This window comes from Mycoavidus cysteinexigens, assembly GCF_003966915.1.
GTDB classification, from domain to species: Bacteria; Pseudomonadota; Gammaproteobacteria; order Burkholderiales; family Burkholderiaceae; genus Mycoavidus; species Mycoavidus cysteinexigens.
Genome location: NZ_AP018150.1, coordinates 1,143,925 through 1,160,549 on the forward strand (window position 1 = coordinate 1,143,925; position 16,625 = coordinate 1,160,549).

Here is a 16,625-nt window from a genome sequence, read left to right on the forward strand (position 1 = left end):
AGTTAGATTGGGTGGAGGAAAAGGGGTTGATGAGATCTTGCTTTTGTACATGATTATATCCATTTATTAAAAATGATAAAAAATATAAAAATAAATTACTTTTTAAATTTCTATAATTAATATAGCAAAGGTCAAATTAATTTTTTATTGGCAAGTGCGAAATTTTGTATTATTAAAATAATCTATTTTATTCTGATTTTTAAATAATATCTTATTGAAAGATACTTTCTTTGAAAAATAATTTTGTGTACTATACAAAAAATTTAATGGTCGCAGGGATGCGCCCATTGGGATTAAATTCTGCGGCTGGCCAACTTGATTAAGAAGGGAGCGGTAACGGTTTCGCTGACTAGACAGCTATCGGCGTCAAAACGGCTTGGCCGTGGGTGGCGTTGCATGAATAGGGCGCATCGAGCGCACACTCATTAATGCTTGATCCAACCCGTTTTTAGCCCATGTGCGTTTACTCTGCAAGACCGCAAGCACACGTTGATAGTTTATATTTTCAGAATCTCGCGGCTGCTCTTGATGCCATAAATGCAATACTTCAGTAGCATAGAAACCTCTTTTACGGCACACGCCGGCATTATATAAACGCGCGACAAAGTCGGCGTCCTCGTGGCCCCAACCGCTAAAATCTTCATCAAAGCCATTGATTGCATGCACATTAGCGGCCCATGCCGCAAGATTGCAGCTTTTAATGCCGCGCCATTTGAAGCCGTTGACGCGGCGTTGTGCAAAATTGGGTAACTTCACCAATAAAGGCAAAAGCTTGTTGATTCGCTGTGCAAAGCGCTGCTGGACCCAAAAACCCCAATTGGCTTGCGTAAGCGATAAACGTTGCGCCAAGAGGTCTGAAGTGAGCGCTTCGTTCAATAAAATACGGCTGCCAGTAACCGTCCATCCTGTTTCGGCAAGCGCTCGGTGGCAAGCAATAAAATCACGCTGCGGTACGCAATCGCCATCGAGAAAGATTAGGTATTCACCGCGTGCCTGGGCAATGCCTTTATTGCGAATAGCCGCTGCCCGAAACCCTTGGTCAGCTTGCCAAACATGACTTACTGTAATATTCGTATGATTTGTTGCAGCTTCAATTACAGCGCGGGTTGGCTCACCAGAACCATCGTCAGCAACAATCACCTCATAATTCGTGTCGGTTTGGGCCAGGCACTGGTCAAGCACTAACGCTAGTGCATCTGGCCGGTTATAGGTTGAAATAATGACCGAGATCAGAAAGTTAGCGTGCGCCATTTTTGCTGTTTTGCCGATGCATGAGCATGAGCTTGAGATAACGGTAATATGTGCCTTCGGCATTAGCGACAGCCAAGATAAAGCCTTCTTTACCATCCAGAAAACCGAGCCGCACTAAATACGTGCGGATGAAAGCCCATAAGCCATGCCCGATTGCTTGGCTGAGTGAGGCGTGTTGGCCACGCTCAAAAAGAGTTTGCGCTCCAGCGCTTGAATAAGCATTGGCTTTGTCGAGTGCTTCGCGCACATCCGGAATCGCAAGATGAATGATCGGTGCATTCAATTTGCCGACTGTGCCATCGATGATCAAGCGAGTATGAGTCCGCACATCAGTAAAACGCGCTTGGCCTCGCCTAAACAGTCGGTCAATGCGATCGGGCCACCAGCCTGAGTGTTTCATAAAGCGGCCGCAAAAGCTTGACCGGCGTGGCGTTGAGAAAGCGGCATGAGCGGAGCCATCTGTTAGCATACAGTCAATTTCTGCACGCAATTCGGGACTCACACGCTCGTCAGCATCAAGACACAAGACCCAGTCGCAGCAAGCCTGCGCCAGTGCACGATTTTTCTGAGGCCCGTCGCCAGGCCAATCGGTTTCAAAGACGCGCGCACCAAATTCACGGCAAAGCGCAGGTGTTCCATCCGTACTTCCTGAATCAAAAACAATGATTTCGTCAGCCCAATGCTGTACTGATTCAAGACAATCGCCAATATCATGTGCTTCATTCATGGCAACCACAATAACGCTAAGGGTGGCGCGCTTCATAAGCTTTTTGTATTGTGCGGGTTGGGCCGATTAGCGCAGCCAATTAGTATCCCACTTAAGAGAACAAATAAATAGCCTTCTGAAATATCAAGTAATAAAGAATTCACCAAACACCCCATGGTAAAGATGAATAGCCAAGTACTGAGTAGTTGACGACTTTGGGTGGGAAGACGGGCTGCGGCCCGTGCAATTTGCACCAGCAAATAGATAAAAAGTCCTAAGCCAACTAGGCCTAGCTCGACCGCAAACAAAAGATATTGATTGTGCGGATTAGCAGTAACCGCGCCACGGGCGCCGCTATAGCCGTCAGTTAATTGCTTGAATGCTTCATGCACTCCCATTGCACCGTAGCCAAAAAACGGACGCTGGGTAATTAACTCCATGCTTTTACGATACCACTCAAGGCGCAAGCCGGTTGCATTAGACTGGTTGTGTTGCTGGTACGCGCTGATTTCAGAGCCGGTATCAGCGAGTCGAGTACTCTTAAAATAGAGCGAAGCGCTTGTCGTACCGATTAAAATAGCAAGAAACACAGCTTGAGCAGCGATCAGGCGGCGATCATGGCGGAAGTTGATCTTTCTCAATTTACACACTATTTGGTAAATGGCAAGCATGATAATAACGACTTGGCCGGTACGGCCTTGCAACATGACTAATACGTTAACCAGCGCTAGTAGCGAAAGTAAATAATAGAGTCCTTTCGCGCGTGCAGATGATGCCGTTTCAGCTATATCCATCGCTAGGCTAAAGAGTAACGCTGAAAAAAGTCCCGCCGTAATATGATTTTTAAAGACCCAAGCATGGGTTACGGGATCGTCTGCGTTATAGAGCGGTCCGATAGTGGTTAGCCCAAGATAGTTGCTGATTGAGAGGAGTAAGACAAAGCTTAGGCTAACGCATAAACCAAGGCGGGCAACGTTGGCGAGCGGTCTGCCTTGAAACACAGCGATTAATAATGGAATAAAAAGTAACTTCCGGTATTTGGCGAGCCATTTTATGCTTTCTTCAAACGGCGCAGAACTATAGAGCACGCTGATCGCGAGCGCGCCAAGGAGGGCGAGCGTAGCAATACTGACAGGGTGGCGCAGGGCATTTCGCCAATTACGCCATAATTCTGGCGCTAGCAACGCTGCAATCGCGAACAAGCCAAGCGCGATATTCGTCAACGCAGTTGAAAAAGGCACACACCATAACGCAATTAACGCAAATAGTTGGGCGCTTGCTAGCGGATATGAAACAGAAACTTTTGTGCCAGGCATAATAGAGGGATTACGTTTTTAGCTTAGCCGAAAATTATAGCTTATTTCCCCTTTATGAATAAATCTTCTACTGTTACTGAAACATTAACGCGTATTTGGAGTTATCTCAAAGCGCATCGCTGGATTATGGTGTTGGCGGTTGCTTCAATGGCGCTGGTGGCAGCAAGCGAGGCCGGGATTCCTGCGTTACTTAAGCCTTTGTTAGACAAAGGCTTTGGCGCTAAAGATCAAGCGGCGCAGGTCAAATGGCTGGTGCCGTTGGCGGTGGTTGTTTTAGCTTTAGTGCGCGGCGCGGCGCAATATGCGTCTAATTATTTGTTGTCGTGGCTCTCTAATCGGGTCTTGCTCGATTTGCGTTTACATATGTTTCAACGCATGTTGCATGCGAGTGCGTTCTTTTTTCAGCGCGAGACCGCCAGCACGATCATGAATGCGATTGTTTTTGAAGTCAACCAGGTGCTGAGTATCCTCACGGGCGTATTAATTACGTTGGTGCGAGATTCATTAGCGGTTTTTTTTCTGCTGGGCTATCTATTTTATTTAAATTGGCGTTTGACTTTAATTTTGGCGGTGATTTTACCTATCATCGGCTGGCTGGTCGGCAAAATTAATCTGCGTTTGCGCCGCTTAAATCGCGAGCACCAAAAATTAACCAATGAACTTTCTTATATCGTTGAGGAAACTATAGCAGGCTATAAGGTGGTTAAGGTTCATCATGGTGAGCCTTACGAAATGCGGCGTTTTGCGGCAATGAGCGCGCGTCTGCGCGGTTATGCGATGCGCTTGACGGTTTCTGGCGCGCTAGCTCAGCCGTTGACTCAATTTTTGGCTTCTATTGCATTGGCGCTGGTACTGGCGATTGCGGTGATGCAGGCGGCGGCTGATCAAACTACGATTGGAGGTTTTGTTGCCTTTGTCACGGCCATGTTGTTGATTATCTCGCCGCTTAAACATCTGATTGATATTAACCAGCCGTTGCAACGGGGGATCACTGCGGCAGAGTTGATTTTTGGCTTAATTGACGAGCCGGCTGAACCTGCTGGCGGTGGGCGCACTTTAGCGCGGGCGCAGGGCAAGGTTGAGTTCCAGCAGGTTTCTTTTAGTTACGGAGCCACTCATCCGCCCACGTTGCGTGATCTTTCATTTACCGTAGCGCCCGGCGAGGTGTGCGCGTTGGTGGGGCAATCTGGCAGTGGCAAGACCACTTTGATTAACCTGCTGCCAAGGTTTTTCGACCCCAGCGCTGGGCAGATTTTAATTGATGAAACGCCGCTGACGGCTTATCAGCTGGCTGATCTGCGCAATCAACTTGCTTTTGTCAGCCAAGAGGTGGTGCTGTTTAATGATTCCATCGCTGCCAATGTTGCTTATGGGCAAACGATTGACCGTGGGCGTGTTGAGCAGGCGCTTGCGGCCGCGCATTTAATGGAGTTGATCGCGGAGCTGCCGGATGGGATGGAGACCCAAATTGGCGGTAATGGCATGCGGCTCTCGGGCGGCCAGCGTCAGCGGCTAGCGCTGGCGCGCGCAATTTATAAGGATGCGCCGATTCTGATTCTTGATGAGGCGACTTCGGCGCTGGATGCAGAGTCTGAGAGCCATGTGCAAGCCGCTTTAGATGTCTTGATGCACGGCCGCACCACGTTTGTGATCGCGCATCGGTTAGCGACGATCGAACGCGCGGATCGGATTCTGGTGCTTGAAGCTGGCCAGATTGTGGAGCAGGGCAAACATAGCGAACTATTGCGTCAAAACGGACGATATGCGCAGCTTTATCGGCTTCAGCACGAATCGCGCCAAACTATTTAAAGCAAAACAATATCGTATTGTTCTTGACTTAGACTGGCGGCGGCTTGTAATGAAACAGGCTTGCCAATGAAGTCGCAGAGCATGGCAAGATTTTGCGATTCCTCTTCCAGGAACAGATCGATCACCGTTGGCGAGGCGATAATCCGAAATTCGCGTGGATTAAATTGCCGTGCTTCGCGCAAAATTTCTCGCAGCACGGCATAGCATACGGTGCGCGCGGTTTTAATTTGGCCTCTGCCTGAGCAGGTTGGACAGGGTTCGCAGAGCAGGTGAGCGAGCGCTTCGCGAGTTCGTTTACGCGTCATCTCAACTAATCCAAGTTGAGAAAAACCACTCAGCGAGGTACGGATGCGGTCGTTCGCCAGCGCTTTACTCAGTTCTTTAAGCACGGCTTCACGATGCTCGGCGTTTTCCATATCGATAAAGTCGACAATAATAATGCCGCCAAGATTACGTAGCCGTAGCTGACGCGCAATCGCATGGGTTGCTTCTAAATTGGTTTTAAAAATGGTGTCGTCAAAATTACGGACGCCTACATAACCTCCGGTATTCACATCAATCGTTGTCATTGCTTCAGTTTGATCGAGGATGAGATAGCCGCCGGATTTTAAATCGACGCGTTTAGCTAAGGCTTGCCGAATTTCGGTTTCAATGTCATAGAGATCAAACAGTGGCCGCTCGTCAGCATAGTGTTGCAATTTTGCCTGCACGTCTGGGGTGAAGGCTGCAGCAAATTCAAGCAGAATTTGAAAGGTTTCGCGTGAATCGACTTGGATCGCTGTAGTGTGTTCATTTACAAAATCACGCAGTACGCGTTGCGGCAACTCAAGGTCTTGGTAGAGCAGGGGCGGCGCCGGTGAGCGTTGAGCTTGGCTTTGAATCGTGGCCCAGGTTTTACGCAAATAAAGTACATCATTGGCCAATTCTTCTTGGCTTGCATCCTCGGCAATCGTGCGTATGATGTAGCCGCCTTTTTCAGCGGCGGGTAAAACCTCTGCCAAGCGCGCGCGGATGGCTTCGCGTTCGATCTCGCTTTCTATTTTTTGCGAAATGCCGATATGGGGTTCGTGTGGCAAATACACTAAGGTGCGGCCAGCAATGCTGATCTGCGTTGAAAGGCGCGCCCCTTTGTTGCCAAATGGATCTTTGATCACCTGCACCATCAGCGTTTGCCCTTCGTTGAGCACTTTTTCAATCGGCTGAGGCGCTACGTGATGCTCTTTGCCGCCCGGCTGCCAAAGATCGGCAATATGTAAAAAAGCAGCGCGTCCAAGCCCAATATCGATAAAAGCCGACTGCATGCCAGGCAAGACTCGTATTACCCTACCCAAGTAAATATTGCCGACTAACCCACGCGACAAAGTCCGTTCAATATAGAGCTCTTGCGCCACGCCTTGTTGGACAATTGCAACCCGCGCCTCTTGCGGCGTAATATTGATTAAAATTTCTTGCTTCATCATTGTGCGGGGAATCTAAGCCTATATGTTGAGCAGAAATTATTTTTAAAATAGCGAGCGCGCTTAGGGGTTTAAGCGCAGCGATAGGGAGGGCTATGGTCCACAGTGAGGATCCATAATTTCATTGTAAGGGTGCTGGCCCCGAGAGTTTCATATGGACTGGCTTGCCGCCCCAAATTTCTTCGAGCCGGTAATATTGCCGTAGCGCGGGGAGCAAAATATGCACGACTGCATCGCCGCAATCGACTAACACCCATTCGCCCGTTTCGGCGCCTTCAATGCTGAGGACTTGGCCGCCAGCAGCTTTGACGTTTTCTCGCACGCTCAAAGCAAGAGAGCGAGTTTGCCGATTTGAGGTGCCACTGGCGATAATTACCCGGTCAAAGAAATCGCTGAGATGGCTGGTATTAAAGACTTCGATATTTTGCGCTTTCATTGCCTCAAGGCCGTCGACAATTGAGCGTTGGAGTGTACGTATATTCATATTACGAGGTGGATTGATAAAGATGGTGCTGAAGAATGTAATGCCAGATGGGAGCTGGCAAAAATGGCGGTGCTGCGGCATTTAAGGTTGCTCTGGATTCTCGTAGCTGAGCGCGGATCTGGGTTGCCGAAATCTCAAGCGCGAACTCGGTATCGAGTAAAATTAGGCCATGCGTGTGCTGGCTTAGTGCGGGCGCGGGCGCTGTGCGTTGGGCAATCTCTGCGGCAATCACAGGGGCGGCTGCGGCAAGCGAAAAACCTGGGCGCGCTGCTACGCAAAGATGTGCATAATCGAAGAGCCGCGGCCACTGATGCCAACTATCTAGCCGTATCAGTTGATCGGCCCCCATCAAAAACGATAACGAGGCGTGAGCGCCCACTTTTTTACGCCATGCAGCCAGTGTATCCACTGTGTAACTCGGGCTGGCGCGCTCAATTTCATCGGTGGCGACGATGACTTCAGTCTCAGGTAACTTTAGTTGAGCTGCGCCCAGGCGCGTCATCGCTAAGCGGTGAGAGGCCGCCGATACTTGGTTGAGACCGGCGCCATGCGCTTTTTGCCACGGCTGCCCCGCGGGCAGCAAAATCAATTGATTAAGGTGCAAACGTTTTGCAAAATCGGCAGCGAGCGTCAAATGCCCATGATGAAACGGGTCGAAGGTCCCACCGAAAATACCCACACGTAGCGTCATTGAAGGTACCAATCTCATCCCGCAGAGGATTGCGCACAAAATACCCCGCTGCGCACGGTATCTCTTACGGCAAATTGCATACAACCATTCAATTTAATCATAGCCAATCGCGCGCAATCAGAAAATCGCTATAAAGCTGGGCTTCAGGCGAGTCGGGCTCGGGTTTCCAGTTATAGCGCCAGTGTGCTACTGGGGGCAGCGACATTAAAATCGATTCAGTCCGCCCGCCGCTTTGTAGGCCAAAGAGCGTGCCGCGGTCACAGACGAGGTTAAATTCAACATAACGACCGCGACGGTAGGCTTGGAAGGCTTTTTCATTCGGACCAAAGGGTAGATGGCGGCGGGCCTGAATAATTGGCAAATAGGCTTTGGTAAAGGCATCGCCAACGCTTTGCATGAGCTTAAACCCTTGTTCAAAGCCTAGCTCGGAAAAATCATCATAAAAAATTCCACCAATACCGCGCGGCTCGTTGCGATGCTTTAAAAAAAAGTACTCATCACAGGCTTGTTTGAAGCGCGGATAAAGATCGGCTCCAAATGGCGCAACGGCATCACGGCAAATACGATGAAAGTGGCGCGCATCCTCTGCAAACCCATAGTAAGGTGTAAGGTCCATGCCACCACCAAACCAGAATACCGGAGCCGTATGCGCGCCGGCGGGCATGGCCGCCAGTAAACGCACATTCATATGCACGGTTGGGCAGTAGGGGTTATGCGGATGGAGTACGAGTGAGATGCCGAGTGCTTCAAAACTGCAACCAGCCAGTTGTGGCCTGGCAGAGGTGGCTGAACTCGGTAAAGTATCGCCGCTCACGTGAGAGAAGTTAACACCGCCGCTTTCCAGCAAGCCACCGGGTTCGATAATGCATGAAACGCCGTCGCCACGCAGGTGTTCGCTTGGTGCACGCTGCCACGGATCATGGATAAAACGCGGCGCATCAAGCTGCTCAAAAGAAGCTGTGATCTGTTGCTGTAAATTAAGTAAATAGCTGCGCACGCGCGCAAAGTCGATTTGAGAATCCATGCCTTGATAGCTTATCGATCAAATAAAAAATAATAGAAAACGGCGCAACCCCGGCGCTGAGTATTTTTAATTTAATGGTTTCCGATTTAAGGCGCGATAACCAATATCGCGCCGATATTGCATCCCATCGAAAGCGATTCGATTCACTACATCGTAGACCGCAGTTTGGGCGCCGCGCACAGTGTCCGCCAGTCCAACGACACACAGTACCCTGCCACCCGCTGTTACCAGGCGTTCATCAACCAGGGTGGTTCCTGCATGAAAGGTCTGGATCTGTTCAGTGTGCGCTGGAATGCCAGAAATTAAATCTCCTTTCCGCGGCGCTTCTGGATAGCCATGCGCCGCCAGTACGACCCCTAACGCGGTGCGGCGATCCCAGGCTAACTCCACCTGGTCTAGCGTGCCGGCAATGGCGTGTTCAATGACGTTAGAGAAATCCCCTTTTAAGCGCGCCATGATCGGTTGCGTTTCTGGATCGCCTAGACGGCAGTTGAATTCAAGCGCCTTGGGATTGCCCTGCGCATCGATCATAATCCCGGCATACAGAAAGCCGGTGTAACGAATTCCTTCTTGCTCCATACCTTGCACCGTGGGCAAGATAATTTCCCGCATAATGCGTGCATGTAATTTGGGCGTCACAATCGGGGCCGGCGAATAGGCTCCCATGCCGCCTGTATTCGGACCTGCATCATGCTCGAGCAAACGCTTATGATCCTGGCTAGAGGCCAGGGGGAGCACATGTTTACCGTCTACCATGACAATAAAGCTGGCTTCTTCACCGCTTAAGTATTCTTCAATCACCACCCGCGCGCCATTGCCTCCAGCCAACATCGTGTCGATAGCGGCATGCGCCTCAGCCAGTTCAGTGGCGACCACAACGCCTTTGCCCGCCGCCAAGCCATCCGCTTTAATCACGATTGGCGCGCCTTGTGCGTCAACGTAGCGGTGAGCCGCCGTCGCTTCCTCAAAGCTAGCGTAAGCGGCAGTTGGAATCTGATGCCTCATCATAAAAGCCTTGGCGAAAGCCTTGGAACTTTCCAATTGAGCTGCTTGCTGCGTTGGGCCAAATATTTTAAGCCCGCGAGAACGAAACAGATTGACCACACCCGCCGCGAGCGGCGCTTCTGGCCCGACCACCGTAAACGCGACCCGTTCTTTTTGGGCAAAATCGGCGAGCTCTTCCAAATCGGTTAGAGCAATATTGCGTAGCCGCTCGTCGCGCGCCGTACCGCCATTGCCTGGAGCCACGTAGACAAACTGTACGCGGGGCGCTTGGGCAAGTTTCCATGCCAGCGCATGCTCACGGCCTCCTGAGCCAATAACAAGTAACTTCATACGTATGTGTTCCTAGGGATGACTTAAATTTCGTCAATCAGTGCGTTCGTAAAGACAGCTTGTACGTCATCGAGATTTTCAAGGGTATCCAGCAATTTTTGCATTTTCACTGCATCTTCGCCGGTGCAGGCGATTTCGCTGTGCGGTTTCATGGTGATTTCCGCCAATTCAGCCTTAAAGCCCGCGGTTTCGAGAGCATTTTTGACTTGGCTAAAAGCGCTTGGCACACACACAATTTCAATGCTGCCATCGCTATGATTCATGACGTCATCGGCCCCTGCTTCGAGAGCGATGGTCATTAAGCTTTCTTCAGGCGCGCCCGGCGCAAACAAAAACTGCCCGCAGTGCGTAAACATGAAAACCACGGAGCCATCCTGTCCCAAGTTGCCGCCATGTTTGGAAAAAGCATGGCGTACTTCAGCGACGGTGCGAGTGCGATTATCCGTCATGCAATCGACGATAATCGCAGCGCCCGCTAAGCCATAACCTTCATAACGGATTTCTTCATAGTGGGCGCCTTCAAGCCCACCCGCGCCGCGTTGCGTGGCCCGTTGAATATTGTCCTTGGGCATATTGGCATCAGTGGCTTTGTCAATCGCCAGCCGTAAGCGCGGATTACTATTCACGTCGCCGCCGCCTAAGCGAGCAGCCACGGTAATTTCTTTAATCAAACGTGTCCAAACCTTGCCGCGCTTTGCATCCGCAGCAGCTTTTTTATGCTTGATATTGGCCCATTTAGAATGACCAGCCATAGGCTTTTTCTCCTGAGTGAATGCTAACGGTCGCGCGGGCGCTGACGAGAATTGCCGCGGCTGATGCGGTCACCATTGTTACGCGTTGTGCCGGCGCCATTTCCGTACGGAGCATTATTGTAACGATTGCCATTGCTATTGCCGCTGCGTACCCCTTCGTTAAAAGGAGTATGGGTTTGTCCGTAACGGCGCGGTGCAGGATTGCTATTGTAGTCGGGAAACCCAAGCGCAGTCTGCATCGGATCCGGTTGACGCCGCCGCGGCGCGGCTTGAGCTCGGCCCGTTTGCGAAGCATTACGCCCGGACTTATCGTTGCTGGGCAGTTTCAGTCCCACCGACGTTAATAAAGCTCGTACTTGCGCTTCATCCATTTCTTCCCAGCGGCCGCGTTTTAGGCCGCGGGGCAAAGAAATGGGGCCGTGGCGGGTACGAATCAGCCGACTGACCATGAGGCCGACCGCTTCAAACATGCGCCGTACCTCGCGGTTGCGGCCTTCGGCTAAAGCGACGTGATACCAGCGATTGGTTCCTTCGCCGCCACCTGTTTGCAAGCGCAGAAAATGAGCCGGACCATCGTCTAGCGTGACGCCGCGCAAAAGTTGTTGGCGCGCAGTTTCCGGCAATTCACCTACAATCCGTACTGCATATTCGCGCTCGACGTTGTAACGCGGATGCATGCAGCGATTGGCTAAATCGCCTGAAGTGGTGAGTAAGAGCAAGCCTTCTGTATTAAAGTCAAGACGGCCAATCGAAAGCCATTTAGCCATTTTTACGGCAGGCAATCTGTCAAAAACGGAAGGCCGCTGCTCGGGGTCAGAGTGGCTCACAATTTCACCAGCGGGCTTATGATAAATCAGCACTCGCGGCGGTTGGGTTGGTAATTTACGGGCGATCAGCTTACCGTTAATCCGCACTAAGTCAGTTGGCATAATGCGTTGCCCAATATGGGCTGGTTCGCCGTTGACGGAGACCCGGCCCGCCATAATCAACTCTTCCATTTCACGGCGCGAGCCCATGCCTGCTTCAGCCAATACTTTGTGTAGCTTAGGAGTATCTTCGTCCGGCGCGAGCACGCGTTTTGGCGGTTCGGTTTTGCGCAACCGTCCAAGCATTGGAGCACGCACACTTCCGCTGGCATTATCCGCGTCATAAGCAGGCGAGGTGACATAAGAAAAAACCTCGTCTACCGCTTGGCTATTTTTTTGGGGGGAGGTTTCACCAGAGGCTAAGTTCTTTTCTGGCTTGGGCGGGCGTTTCGGGCGTGGGTTAGTCGCTTGGCGTGCCGCGTCTGAGGGAGTGGCTGGCGGCTGCGCGCCTTTGGTTTTCTCAGCTCGACGCCGCGCAATTAAGCTCCGCGGGCCACGCCGCAAACCACGCCGCACTTGTCCTTCGCCTGCTGGCGTCGGTGCGGAAGCCGTCTCCGCTGAACTCATACTCGTATTCGCCTCATCCGTCGTGGGCGTAGCGGAAGCCGGCGCAGTCTCGCCTTGACTAACCTTAAGTAAATCGGTTTCTTGACTATGTTTCAAAACAACCTCTGGAAAGTGAAAGTAGGGGCGCTATGGGTAAAGTAGCGCGCTTTGTTTTTTTAATCTGTAAATTCGATTGTATGTTGCTCAATGGGATGATCTGCCGATAAATTAGATAAAGTGGGTAATGCATCTAGCGCAGTCAAACTAAGATCATCAAGAAAAAATTGGGTCGTTGCATAAAGCGCTGGCCGTCCTGGCGTGTCACGCTGGCCTATGATTTCAACCCAGCCGCGTTCTTCAAGCTGTTTGAGCACTTGGCTATTCACGCTCACCCCGCGGATTTGCTCGATATCGCCCCGCGTAACTGGCTGGCGGTAAGCAATAATCGCTAAAGTCTCAAGGACTGCGCGCGAGTATTTGGGCGGTTTTTCAGGATGCAGCTTGTCTAACAATGGCTGCATTGCGGGTTTACTCTGAAAACGCCAACCGCTGGCTAACGAAACCAGTTCAATACCTCGCCCCGACCAGTCAGCGCGCAAGTCTTCAAGCAGACTGCGCACCTCATCAGACGTTATCTCAGCAGCGAATAATTTACGTAAAGCATCGATTTTAAGCGGTTCCTGCGCACATATTAAAGCAGTTTCAAGCGCAATTTTCGCTTGCTGGGCGTTCATGCCGCCCACCTTTTTTTCCATCGATGACTGTGTCGCTTCCATCAAAAATATCAAATGTATATATAGCAAAGGCTATTTACAGATACGCTTTTGTTCGTTTCATCATAACCAAAAACCCGAGGCAATTTATTCCTATTGTACCGTTTTGCTGATTTAAGCTGACTGCACGGATGCATTTTTGCCACCCCCATTTTCCGAACACCGCCATGGGCGGCTGCGTTAGAATGAGTGCCTTTAAGCTTTTTTGCTACACGGTAAGGGTAAGTCATCTGCAATGCAATACGGATTTTTGCGCCGGCTGTCAGCCGTTTTAGGCTTTGTTTTACTCGCCGTTTTCTTAACGGCCTGCAGCGCGCCAGCAGGCTATTATCGAGTGCAGCGCGGCGATACTTTAAGCCGCATTGCCCAACGCCACAAAACCAGCACGAAAGACCTCGCGCGGTGGAATCGTTTATCTAAACCGAATGTATTGGCAATAAACCAAACACTGCGCGTCAAACCACCTGCCTCGAACAAACCGCCCTTGCGCGCCGCCACTCAACCGCGCCGTTTGACGCAAGCGCCGTCAGCTTTACCCGCTAGTATAGCAAAGATGCCCGCCGCTGTTCCATTTGCTTTGGATTGGCCTGCGCAAGGGCCGATTATCCGTGGTTTTGACGGCATTAATAACAAAGGCATTAATATTGCTGGCAAAGCAGGCGACCCTATTTACGCGGCAGCCGATGGCAAGGTGGTTTATGCTGGAAACAAGTTGCGCGGTTATGGCAATTTGCTGATTATTAAGCACCATGCGGATTTTTTAACCGCGTATGCGCATAATCAGACCCTCTATATTCCCGAAGGACAAGATGTAAAAAAAGGGCAGCGCATTGCAGAAATGGGTAACACGGACAGCACGGCAGCTATGCTTCACTTCGAGCTGCGTTATCAGGGCCGTTCGCTTAATCCGCTGCGCTATCTGCCGGCTCGTTAGTCGCGCAGCATGTGTTAGAATCCGCGTTTATAAAAAAGCCTCATGTCATTTTTCTGCCCATAGCTCAGTTGGATAGAGCATCGGCCTTCTAAGCCGAGGGTCGGGGGTTCGAATCCCTCTGGGCAGGCCATTTACCTCAAGTAGCATTCAATAAAATTCCTCAGAATAGTGTTAAAAGCCATATAGAATAAGGCTTTAATTAGGGTTGGTTCTTTAAATTTTGAAGGTAAAGTAACCCAGCTAAGCGCAGTTACACAGCTATTCTGTAGGTATCGGTGTAGGTACGCGAAGACGAAGAGGCCTCAGCGGTCCGTATGCTTTACGATTCAATACAAATTGCCGCGACGCAACCAAGGTCCCCATCGCCGATTAGCTCGCGTTCGTCCACCTTAGGTCGGCTTGCTGTGAACTCTTCAAAAGAGCCTGAAAAGCGGATAGAGCAGATTATGGATAAGATGGGGCTATGAGATTTTTTAGTGTCTGATTCCCATTAGAAAAAATCCCACCCAAGGATAGGATTTTTTCCCATAAAAATATAATCGATTGTGAATTATTTTCTTGGAATAAAATTTAAAGAGTAAAGTCGCATTCCAACGGGTTTATATTGTTTAAGGGTCTCGTCATAAGGGGATTCGGGTAATTTAATCCAAATAGTATTATTGTCTTTATCCTCTGTTTCAAATAAAACAGTGGCATAATCTTTGGCGTACTCGTCTCTCCAACCTTCTCTAACTAATTGAAACTCTTGTTTATGACGTTTTTCATCAAGCTTGCCGATATGAGCTTCAAAAATACCCTGTTCTATACCCCAGTCAAGTCGGGGAATATGAGCTTTGATGTCAAGGGTGAATTTTTCAGGAAAAGATGAAACAAATTCAATCATGACTTCATTTTTGCCAGCACATCGACCATCTTTAGAGTTGTTTTGGTAAAATCCGTGCGTACGATAGATTAAGTCGTACGTAGCTGGGCTACCGAAACTAAACATAATATTATCTTTTATAGATGCATTTGCATTTGCATTTGCATTTGCAGAAAGATCTTTGTTTGACCTTTCTAAATCCGAAATTCTTTGATTTAAATCTTTAATTATTTGATTTTGGTCTTTAATTATATTTTCTATTTGTAAAAATCGTTCCTTGTTAAAAATTCCAAATTCTTCAATCCTCCTATTTATCTGATCATTTATCACTGAAAGAGTATTATCATTGGATGCGGAATGGTTATCTACGGTCTGATGATAGATGCGTTGAGTTGGGATATTTCCAGAAACATTAGAAAGGCCACTTTCAGTCATGCTAACCTCCATACCATTGGGTTATGTTACGAATTGCGAAGAGCGCCCCAATAACCAGTGGAAAACTCACCACAAATTTCTTTAACTATAGAAGGCAAAAAGCGTTAAGCAATAAATTTTGAGTTTCTCCATTAGCCAAGGAAGCAACTTGTGGCGAAAGCGCTAACAGGTAAAACAGAAAATTAGGTGGTGGATTGACAAATTTTAAAATTTGTGAATTATTATTGTCTATCTCGTAAAAAGTCTAAATTTAACAATCAGGCGCTATATTGAGAATCTTAACACTTGAATTTGTCGCTGTTACCGCGGGGATCGCGTCCCGTAGCGCAGTTGTTTGTTTGAACTCCCGCTCAGTTCGTTTCTGAATCGTCTGCGGCAGCGGCGCTCGCAAAGCGCTCACAGGCGGCGTACCCCTTAGCCGAGCGCATACGTCAGCTCGGACCTAAAGCGAGTGTTTTTACTACGCCGGTGGCATTCGAAGCCTCGAATTAGGCAAACCGGATGGTTCAGCACAACCGCATTTTGTTCGCCGCTAAGCTTGACCGAGAACCCGCTGGAATTTCGCTTACTGAGCTGGCCGAAATTAATGCCTATAATGCCAGTGTCTGCTGGCAATGGCGCAAGCAGGCACTTGGATTAAAAGCTTTTTATAAGGAGTTACTGAGGGTAGGCACTATTGGCGATAGCGGGAGTAGGATAATTAGGTAAATACTCACCTGAGCCAATCAAGCTGAACTCGACCCAATATTCACCTTTTGGAGTCTCAATTACTTTTCCAGGTATATTTACTGGATTTCCCCCATTCCCGACAAAGGTAAGAACCTTGGTTTTGTCATATATATCTTGAAGTTTTTCTTTATTGTACTTGATTTTATTGCCAATATATTCTGCTGCTATAGGCTTATCTTCTGCTTTTTCATCTAATGTGATGTAAATATTATTTTTTTTCTGATTTATGGTAGTTTTAAATTTTTCCGGATTCGACGAATAAGAGGATGGTAGTATCACCATACTGTCTATCCGCCCTTGAAAATTCGAGGGATTATTTCTGAATCCAATTATCGTTCGGCCATCTTCCAGACTCAGCATAGGCTGTCCTACTATACCATGGTTGGGCGTGTTCTTTAGTAAAGAAGCCCACTCAGTATAGTTATTTGTTTTCGGCGCTTCACCTCCATCACCGCCTCCGCATCCGGCGATCAAATTCCCCATAACCAGTAGAGCAGCCAAAATTTGTTTCTTCATTTTTATCCTCATAAATTATTAAACAACACAGAAAATTTATATATATCTACTTTATTGTATCTTGCGGCAACCCTTTCATTCCTTGCTTCGTTTATCTGCAATGGCATGAGCAGGCCCTTGGATTATAAGCGGTTTTATC

13 protein-coding genes, 1 tRNA gene and 2 pseudogenes are annotated in these 16,625 nt (G+C 49.1%); 3 read left to right on the forward strand and 13 right to left on the reverse strand.

The window, feature by feature from the left end; all coding sequences use genetic code 11:
• Positions 1-366: 366 nt before the first annotated feature.
• The 3 genes from MCB1EB_RS04780 to MCB1EB_RS04790 are packed head-to-tail and all read right to left on the reverse strand — an operon-like array spanning position 367 to position 3,273.
• Entirely contained in the window at positions 367-1,251 is an 885-nt protein-coding gene (locus MCB1EB_RS04780) for a glycosyltransferase family 2 protein (protein WP_045362551.1), read from the reverse strand.
• Positions 1,238-2,014 carry a glycosyltransferase family 2 protein gene (locus MCB1EB_RS04785; RefSeq protein WP_045362548.1) on the reverse strand — a complete coding sequence of 259 codons (777 nt, stop codon included), beginning with the start codon at positions 2,012-2,014 and terminating at the stop codon, positions 1,238-1,240. The genes MCB1EB_RS04780 and MCB1EB_RS04785 overlap by 14 nt, the downstream gene beginning before the upstream one ends.
• Positions 2,011-3,273, reverse strand: coding sequence for an O-antigen ligase family protein (locus MCB1EB_RS04790; RefSeq protein ID WP_045362545.1), 1,263 nt, complete (start codon positions 3,271-3,273; stop codon positions 2,011-2,013). Before MCB1EB_RS04790 ends, MCB1EB_RS04785 begins: the two co-directional genes overlap by 4 nt.
• A 54-nt stretch (positions 3,274-3,327) precedes the next feature.
• Here MCB1EB_RS04790 and msbA point away from each other — a divergent pair, with 54 nt between their 5' ends.
• Positions 3,328-5,082 carry a lipid A export permease/ATP-binding protein MsbA gene (gene msbA / locus MCB1EB_RS04795; RefSeq protein WP_026920723.1) on the forward strand — a complete coding sequence of 585 codons (1,755 nt, stop codon included), beginning with the start codon at positions 3,328-3,330 and terminating at the stop codon, positions 5,080-5,082.
• On the opposite strand, the gene rng is transcribed toward msbA, so the two are convergent.
• From rng to scpB, 8 genes and pseudogenes are all read right to left on the reverse strand, one after another.
• A complete protein-coding gene (rng, locus tag MCB1EB_RS04800) occupies positions 5,079-6,539 on the reverse strand; it encodes a ribonuclease G (protein ID WP_045362542.1) in 1,461 nt (486 codons plus the stop codon). The two genes, msbA and rng, sit on opposite strands and share 4 nt — an antisense overlap.
• A gap of 121 nt (positions 6,540-6,660) precedes the next feature.
• Positions 6,661-7,023 carry a ribosome silencing factor gene (gene rsfS, locus MCB1EB_RS04805; RefSeq protein WP_045362540.1) on the reverse strand — a complete coding sequence of 121 codons (363 nt, stop codon included), beginning with the start codon at positions 7,021-7,023 and terminating at the stop codon, positions 6,661-6,663.
• A 1-nt stretch (position 7,024) separates the two neighbouring features.
• On the reverse strand, positions 7,025-7,714 hold the full coding sequence (locus MCB1EB_RS04810) for a nicotinate-nucleotide adenylyltransferase (RefSeq protein ID WP_045362537.1): 690 nt from the start codon (positions 7,712-7,714) through the stop codon (positions 7,025-7,027).
• A 97-nt stretch (positions 7,715-7,811) separates the two neighbouring features.
• Complete coding sequence (hemF, locus tag MCB1EB_RS04815; RefSeq protein ID WP_034956369.1) at positions 7,812-8,738, reverse strand: oxygen-dependent coproporphyrinogen oxidase; 927 nt, start codon at positions 8,736-8,738, stop codon at positions 7,812-7,814.
• Positions 8,739-8,804: 66 nt separating this feature from the next.
• Positions 8,805-10,073 (reverse strand): phosphoribosylamine--glycine ligase, encoded by a 1,269-nt coding sequence (purD, locus tag MCB1EB_RS04820; RefSeq protein WP_045362534.1) that lies wholly within the window; start codon positions 10,071-10,073, stop codon positions 8,805-8,807.
• Between the two features lie 23 nt (positions 10,074-10,096).
• Positions 10,097-10,825, reverse strand: coding sequence for a YebC/PmpR family DNA-binding transcriptional regulator (locus MCB1EB_RS04825; protein ID WP_045362533.1), 729 nt, complete (start codon positions 10,823-10,825; stop codon positions 10,097-10,099).
• A 32-nt stretch (positions 10,826-10,857) separates the two neighbouring features.
• Positions 10,858-12,258: pseudogene (rluB, locus tag MCB1EB_RS04830) on the reverse strand (23S rRNA pseudouridine(2605) synthase RluB); the annotation flags it as partial.
• A 158-nt stretch (positions 12,259-12,416) separates the two neighbouring features.
• Positions 12,417-12,971 (reverse strand): annotated as a pseudogene (scpB, locus tag MCB1EB_RS04835) (SMC-Scp complex subunit ScpB); the annotation flags it as partial.
• A gap of 274 nt (positions 12,972-13,245) precedes the next feature.
• Between scpB and MCB1EB_RS04840 the strand changes: the two are divergent.
• Both MCB1EB_RS04840 and MCB1EB_RS04845 read left to right on the forward strand, forming a co-directional pair.
• Entirely contained in the window at positions 13,246-13,944 is a 699-nt protein-coding gene (locus tag MCB1EB_RS04840) for a peptidoglycan DD-metalloendopeptidase family protein (protein WP_081953475.1), read from the forward strand.
• Positions 13,945-13,997: 53 nt separating this feature from the next.
• A tRNA-Arg gene (locus tag MCB1EB_RS04845) sits at positions 13,998-14,074 on the forward strand.
• 420 nt (positions 14,075-14,494) lie between these two features.
• Here the strand turns inward: MCB1EB_RS04845 and MCB1EB_RS04850 are convergent.
• Together MCB1EB_RS04850 and MCB1EB_RS04855 are read right to left on the reverse strand one after the other, a co-directional pair.
• Positions 14,495-15,241 carry a hypothetical protein gene (locus MCB1EB_RS04850; protein WP_045362531.1) on the reverse strand — a complete coding sequence of 249 codons (747 nt, stop codon included), beginning with the start codon at positions 15,239-15,241 and terminating at the stop codon, positions 14,495-14,497.
• A gap of 657 nt (positions 15,242-15,898) precedes the next feature.
• Positions 15,899-16,486 (reverse strand): hypothetical protein, encoded by a 588-nt coding sequence (locus tag MCB1EB_RS04855; RefSeq protein ID WP_126353893.1) that lies wholly within the window; start codon positions 16,484-16,486, stop codon positions 15,899-15,901.
• Between the last annotated feature and the right edge of the window lie 139 nt (positions 16,487-16,625).

Excerpts from the sequence above, each read along its gene's own strand:
- MCB1EB_RS04855 (WP_126353893.1), bottom strand. The coding sequence starts at position 16,486 with ATGAAGAAACAAATTTTGGCTGCTCTACTGGTTATGGGGAATTTGATC.
- MCB1EB_RS04850 (WP_045362531.1), bottom strand. The coding sequence starts at position 15,241 with ATGACTGAAAGTGGCCTTTCTAATGTTTCTGGAAATATCCCAACTCAA.
- MCB1EB_RS04785 (WP_045362548.1), bottom strand. The coding sequence starts at position 2,014 with ATGAAGCGCGCCACCCTTAGCGTTATTGTGGTTGCCATGAATGAAGCA.
- MCB1EB_RS04840 (WP_081953475.1), top strand. The coding sequence starts at position 13,246 with ATGCAATACGGATTTTTGCGCCGGCTGTCAGCCGTTTTAGGCTTTGTT.
- MCB1EB_RS04810 (WP_045362537.1), bottom strand. The coding sequence starts at position 7,714 with ATGACGCTACGTGTGGGTATTTTCGGTGGGACCTTCGACCCGTTTCAT.
- msbA (WP_026920723.1), top strand. The coding sequence starts at position 3,328 with ATGAATAAATCTTCTACTGTTACTGAAACATTAACGCGTATTTGGAGT.
- MCB1EB_RS04825 (WP_045362533.1), bottom strand. The coding sequence starts at position 10,825 with ATGGCTGGTCATTCTAAATGGGCCAATATCAAGCATAAAAAAGCTGCT.
- MCB1EB_RS04780 (WP_045362551.1), bottom strand. The coding sequence starts at position 1,251 with ATGGCGCACGCTAACTTTCTGATCTCGGTCATTATTTCAACCTATAAC.
- hemF (WP_034956369.1), bottom strand. The coding sequence starts at position 8,738 with ATGGATTCTCAAATCGACTTTGCGCGCGTGCGCAGCTATTTACTTAAT.
- rsfS (WP_045362540.1), bottom strand. The coding sequence starts at position 7,023 with ATGAATATACGTACACTCCAACGCTCAATTGTCGACGGCCTTGAGGCA.
- rng (WP_045362542.1), bottom strand. The coding sequence starts at position 6,539 with ATGAAGCAAGAAATTTTAATCAATATTACGCCGCAAGAGGCGCGGGTT.
- purD (WP_045362534.1), bottom strand. The coding sequence starts at position 10,073 with ATGAAGTTACTTGTTATTGGCTCAGGAGGCCGTGAGCATGCGCTGGCA.
- MCB1EB_RS04790 (WP_045362545.1), bottom strand. The coding sequence starts at position 3,273 with ATGCCTGGCACAAAAGTTTCTGTTTCATATCCGCTAGCAAGCGCCCAA.